The sequence below is a fragment of the Streptomyces hainanensis genome (assembly GCF_004348415.1).
GTDB classification, from domain to species: domain Bacteria; phylum Actinomycetota; class Actinomycetes; order Streptomycetales; family Streptomycetaceae; genus Streptomyces; species Streptomyces hainanensis.
Genome location: NZ_SMKI01000505.1, coordinates 1 through 5,339 on the forward strand (window position 1 = coordinate 1; position 5,339 = coordinate 5,339).

Sequence of the window (5,339 nt, forward strand, 5' to 3'; positions counted from 1 at the left end):
CCGCCCACCCGCCACGTCGGACTCACCCGGTCGGGTGAAGTGGCAGGCCGTGGAATACGGCGTCCGGGCGGCGCGCGCGTCGCCGGGTGCGTTTCGCGTCGCCGCTGGGCAGGACCTCCCCCTGACTCGGCAGGACCGGCAACAGGGGAGGCGCGGCGATGGCGGTGGACTCGGTGGCGACCGCGGATCCGGCGGGCGCGCTGGTGCGCGTCGGCGACCTGGCGGGCCGCCCGCGCGGCGTCGCGTTCCGCGCCGATACCGACGGCACCCTGGTCACCAGTCACGAGGCGGTCGACGGGCTCGCCCGCCTCGTCCTCGGCGAGCCCGGCGGCGCGAGCCGCGTCGTCGACGCGGCCACCGTCACCGAGCTTCCGCACTGGGACCTGGCCCTGATCCGGGCCCCCGAACCGCCGTGCCCCGTGGAGCCGCTGGTCATCGCCCCGGACCGGGCCGGGCCCGCCCGGCTGCGGCTGGCCGACGCCTGGACGGACGCCACGCTGTACGCGCCGGGACGTCCCGCCGTGTACACCGCCACGGACCGCTTCCACCGGATCGACGAGGCGCTGGAGCTCCAGCTGCCCCCGGGTGCCGCGGTCGGGCTCCGCCTCGACGCCGCGCACACCGGAAGCCCCGTCGTCGACCCGGCCACCGGTGCCGTGCTCGCCGTCCTCACCACGGCGCTGCACGCCCCGGGACGCTCCGCCGGCTTCGCCGTGCCCCTGCACACCGCCGCCACCCTGGAGGGCACCGGGCCGCTGGCCGCCCTGCTGCGCCGCAACGGCGCGACCGTGCCCGGCTTCGGCGCCGCCCTCAATCCCGCCGGGGTCGGCGCCCTGGCGGCCGACTCGCTCGCCAGGGCCGGCATCCGCCCCACCCGCCACGACCGGCCGGAACTGGGCGGAGAACTCGTCGAGTTCGAGCGGGGGAGCGCCACCGTGGCCGCCCTGGTCGGCCTGCCGGGCACCGGCCGCACCACCCTGCTGGCCGCCCACGCCACCGACCGACCGGGCACCGTCTGGCTGCGCGGAGCCGACCTGCTCCCCGGCGACGGCGGGCTGCGCGACGCCGTGGGACGCGCCCTGGCCCGCACCGACCCCGACGTCGCCGCGCGGACGGCCAGGGACGGCGGGCGGCCGCTGCTCGTGGTGCTCGACGGCCCCGAGGAGATGCCCGAGGAACTCGCCGCCCGACTCGCCGCCTGGGTGCCGACCACCGTCGGCTGGCTGCGCGCCGTCGGCGCCCGGCTCGTGCTGGCCTGCCGGCCGGAGCACTGGGAGCGGGCCGGGCGGCTGTTCCCGCCCGGCACCCTGCACGGCCGGCCCGCCGGCCGGCTCCCCGCCCACCTGCCGATCGGCGACCTCGCACCCGAGCCGGCCGGCCGGGTCAGGGCGGCCGCCGGCCTCGACCCGGCGGGCCTCGCCCCGGGCGAGGCGGCGCACCCGCTGTCGCTGCGGATGCTGGCCGACATCCGTGCCGCCCAGCCGGCCGACGCCGGCGGCGCGCCAGACCGGTCGGGGATCTTCTCGGCCCACCTCGACCTGGTCGCGCTGCGCCTCGCCGAGACGCTGGCCGGCGGCGCGGCCGACCGCGCGGCGGCCGCCCGCACCGCCGCCCGCATCCACCAGGCGGCCCGGCGCTCCGCCGTGACCGGGGCCCTGCCGCGCCGGGCCTTCGACGCTCTCTTCCCCTGGTCGGGCGGCTGGGCACGGGCCGTGCTCGACCACGGTGTGCTGCGGCCGGCCGGCGCCGAGTACCGCTTCGCCGACGAGGAGTTCGCCGACTGGCTGCACGGCCGCCACCTCGACCTGGACGCCGCCCTCCCGGCCGCGGCCCGCGGTGACCTGCCCAGGCACCGGGCGGGCGCCGTCGGGCACGCCCTGCTGCACCGGTGCGCGCGCCAGGGCCCCGACGCCCTGCGCGGTCTGCTGCCGCTGCCGGTGGCCGACACCCCGGTGGAGCGGTCCTGGTGGGCGGCCCGGCTGAGCCACCAGGTGCTGCCCGCGCTGCCCGACGCGCACGCGCTGCTGCCCGAACTCCGGGGGCTCGCCGACCGGATCGGGGCCGGCGCCGTCCCGGCCGAGCCCTTCACCCCGGACTTCTGGCGCGCGCTGGCGATCGACGCGCACCACCGGCTCGACCTCCTCCGCCGTCTGCTGCCCGCCGACCGGCCCCCGCACCCGGGCGGCGGACCGCGCTATCTCACCGCGGCGAGCGAACTGTTGGCCGCCGAGCCGACGACGCTGCCGCTCCTCCGCCACTGGTTCGACGACGACCGGCCGCTGCGCGCGGCACCCGACCTCGTGCCGCCCCGCGACCTGACGGTGGCCTCGGCCGCCCAGGCGCTGCTGCACACCCACCGCCGGCTCGCCCTCGACGAGATCACCGACACCCTGGCCGACGCCGAGCATCCGTGCGCGGACGAGGTGCTGGCCGACCTCGTCCACGACGAGCCGGCCGCGCTCTGCCGGGCGGTGGAGCGCTGGGCACAGGACCGCCGGCCCGAGCGGCGCGCGGACGCCGTCGCGTACGGGCTGCGCACCGCGGGCCGCTCGCCCCGCGCCCTCACCGACGCCGACCGGGCCCTGCTGCGCTACGCGGCCCGGGCGCTACTCGACCGGCCCGAGGACGTCACGCTGCACCCCAGCGCCTGCGCACTGCTCGTCCAGGCCTGGGCCCGGCCGCCGGACGGCACCCGGGGGAGCGGCGGCTCGGTCGTGGACGGCGGGTGCGCCGGCGGTCTTGGCAAGGCGGGCGTCTCCCGTCCGGAGGGGGCCCGGTACCGTGGACCGGCAGGCCCAGGTGGATAGCGGGAAAGCGCGAGGAGCGATAAACGGTGGAGCGCTGGCGTGACATGGCGGACATCCCCGGCGACTGGGGACGCAGCGTCGTCACCATCGGCTCGTACGACGGTGTGCACCGCGGGCACCAGCTGATCATCGGCCGGGCGGTGGCGCGGGCCAGGGAGCTCGGCGTCCCGGCCGTGGTCGTCACCTTCGACCCACACCCCAAGGAGGTCACCCGGCCCGGCAGCCATCCGCCGCTGCTCGCCCCGCACCCGCGGCGCGCCGAGCTGCTGGCCGGGCTGGGCGTCGACGCGGTGCTGGTGCTGCCGTTCACCAAGGAGTTCTCCAAGCTGGCGCCGGCCGAGTTCGTGGTGAAGGTGTTGGTGGAGAAGCTGCACGCGCGGACCGTGGTGGAGGGGCCCAACTTCCGCTTCGGGCACCGCGCGGCCGGCACCGTGGCCACGCTGCGGGAGCTCGGCGAGACCTACGGCTTCGAGGTGCAGGTGGTCGACCTGTTCGAGCGCGGTGACGCGGGCGACGAGCCGTTCTCGTCGTCGCTGGCCAGGCGGTTGATCGCGGAGGGCGACGTGGCCGCCGCGCACGAGGTGCTGGGCCGGCCGCACCGGGTGGAGGGCCCCGTGGTGCACGGGGCCGGCCGGGGGCGCGAGTTGGGCGTGCACACCGCCAACCTGGACGTGGTGCCGCACTCGGCGGTCCCGGCCGACGGCGTCTACGCGGGCTGGCTGGTCGTCGAGGGGGAGCGGATGCCGGCGGCCATCTCGGTCGGCACCAACCCGCAGTTCGACGGCACGGAGCGCACGGTCGAGGCACACGTGCTGGACCGCACCGACCTGGACCTCTACGACCGGTGGGTCGGCATCGACTTCCTGGCCAGGCTGCGCGACCAGCGGGTCTTCGACTCGGTGGACGGGCTCCTGGAGGCGATCGAGGACGACCGGCGCCGCGCGCGCGAGTTGACCGCCGGCGGCTGACCGGCCCCCGCGGGGGCCGGCCAGCCGCGGGGTGCTACCCCTGGGGCGGCTGGGCCGGCCAGGCGCCGGGCTGCTGCGGGAAGCCGTAGCCGAACCCGGGTTGCCCCGGCTGCTGTTGCGGGCCGGGGCCCGGCTGGCCCGGGTGTCCCTGCTGCGGATACTGCTGCGGGCCGGGCTGTGGGTACTGCTGCTGGGGCGGCGGCTGCTGGCCCTGCTGGCCCTGCTGGCCCTGCGGCGGGTAGCCGTAGGCCTGCGGAGACTGCTGCGCCTGGCCGGGCATCGGCGGCGCCACCTGGGGCGGCATCCCGCCGTCCGGCGTCCAGAGGCCCTGCTCCTGCTGCACCCGGACGAAGTCCTCCGCGACCAGCGCGGCCAACTCGAAGTAGGACTGCCGGGTCTTCGGCCGCATCAGGTCGAGCTCCACCTCGGCCCCGGCGGCCAGGTGCTCGTCGAACGGTGCCACGATCACCCCGCGGCAGCGGGTCTGGAAGTGGGCCACGATGTCCTCGACCTTGACCATCCGGCCCGTCTCCCGGACCCCCGAGATCACGGTGATGCTGCGCTGCACCAACTCGCCGTAGCCGTGCGCGCTCAGCCAGTCCAACGTGGTGCTCGCGCTGCTCGCCCCGTCCACCGAGGGGGTGGAGACGATGATCAGCTGGTGCGCGAGGTCGAGCACGCCGCGCATCGCGCTGTAGAGCAGACCGGTGCCGGAGTCGGTGAGGATGATCGGGTACTGCCTGGCCAGCACGTCGATGACACGCCGGTAGTCCTCGTCGTTGAACGCCGTGGAGACGGCCGGGTCCACGTCGTTGGCCAGGATCTCCAGGCCGGAGGCCGCCTGCGAGGTGAACCGGCGGATGTCCATGTAGCTGTGCAGGTACGGGATCGCGCCGACCAGGTCGCGGATGGTGGCGCCGGTCTCCCGGCGCACCCGGCGGCCGAGCGTGCCGGCGTCCGGGTTGGCGTCGATGGCGATCACCTTGTCCTGGCGCTCGCTGGCCAGCGTGGCGCCCAGGGCGGTGGTGGTCGTCGTCTTGCCCACGCCGCCCTTGAGGCTGATCACCGCGATCCGGTAGCCGGAGAGCACCGGGGTGCGGATGACGGCGAGCTTGCGCTGCCGCTCCTCCTCGGCGGCGCGGCCGCCGATACGGAAGCGGGAGGGGGGCTTGCTGACCGGCTGTGAGCGCGGCTTGTTGCGCCGTCTGTCGTTCAACAGGCGGTCGGACGACAGCTCGACCGAGGCCGTGTACCCCAGGGCACCGGGTTGCGGCTGGGCGTTGTACTGCTGGGGGTCGGGCCAGCCGGTGCCGGCCCTCGGGTCCTGCGGCGGCACGGGCGCGGCGGGGACGACCTGCCCCGGCTGCTGGCCGACGGGCGCGGGCAGCTGACCGGCGGCCGGCTGCGGGAACCCGGGCTGCGGCAGGGCCGGGGGTTGCGGCTGCTGTTGCTGTGGCAGCTGCGGTGGCTGTGGGTGGGCCGGTTGGGACGGCTGGGCTGGTTGGGCCGGCTGTGGCCAGTGCGGTGCCGCGGGTGCGACCGGCGCCGCCGGGGTGGCCGGCGT

3 protein-coding genes are annotated in these 5,339 nt (G+C 77.0%); 2 read left to right on the plus strand and 1 reads right to left on the minus strand.

What is annotated here, in order from left to right:
* Window positions 1–158 precede the first annotated feature (158 nt).
* Both E1283_RS31205 and E1283_RS31210 read left to right on the plus strand, forming a co-directional pair.
* The gene (locus tag E1283_RS31205) at window positions 159–2,807 is read left to right on the plus strand and encodes a S1 family serine peptidase (RefSeq protein WP_132821533.1); all 2,649 of its coding nucleotides are present in this window, start codon (window positions 159–161) and stop codon (window positions 2,805–2,807) included.
* A 26-nt stretch (window positions 2,808–2,833) separates the two neighbouring features.
* Entirely contained in the window at window positions 2,834–3,775 is a 942-nt protein-coding gene (locus E1283_RS31210) for a bifunctional riboflavin kinase/FAD synthetase (RefSeq protein WP_207930599.1), read from the plus strand.
* A 34-nt stretch (window positions 3,776–3,809) separates the two neighbouring features.
* Here E1283_RS31210 and E1283_RS31215 read toward each other — a convergent pair.
* Window positions 3,810–5,339, minus strand: a 1,530-nt coding sequence (locus tag E1283_RS31215) for a MinD/ParA family ATP-binding protein (protein WP_207930600.1), incomplete at its 5' end; no start/stop codon positions are given.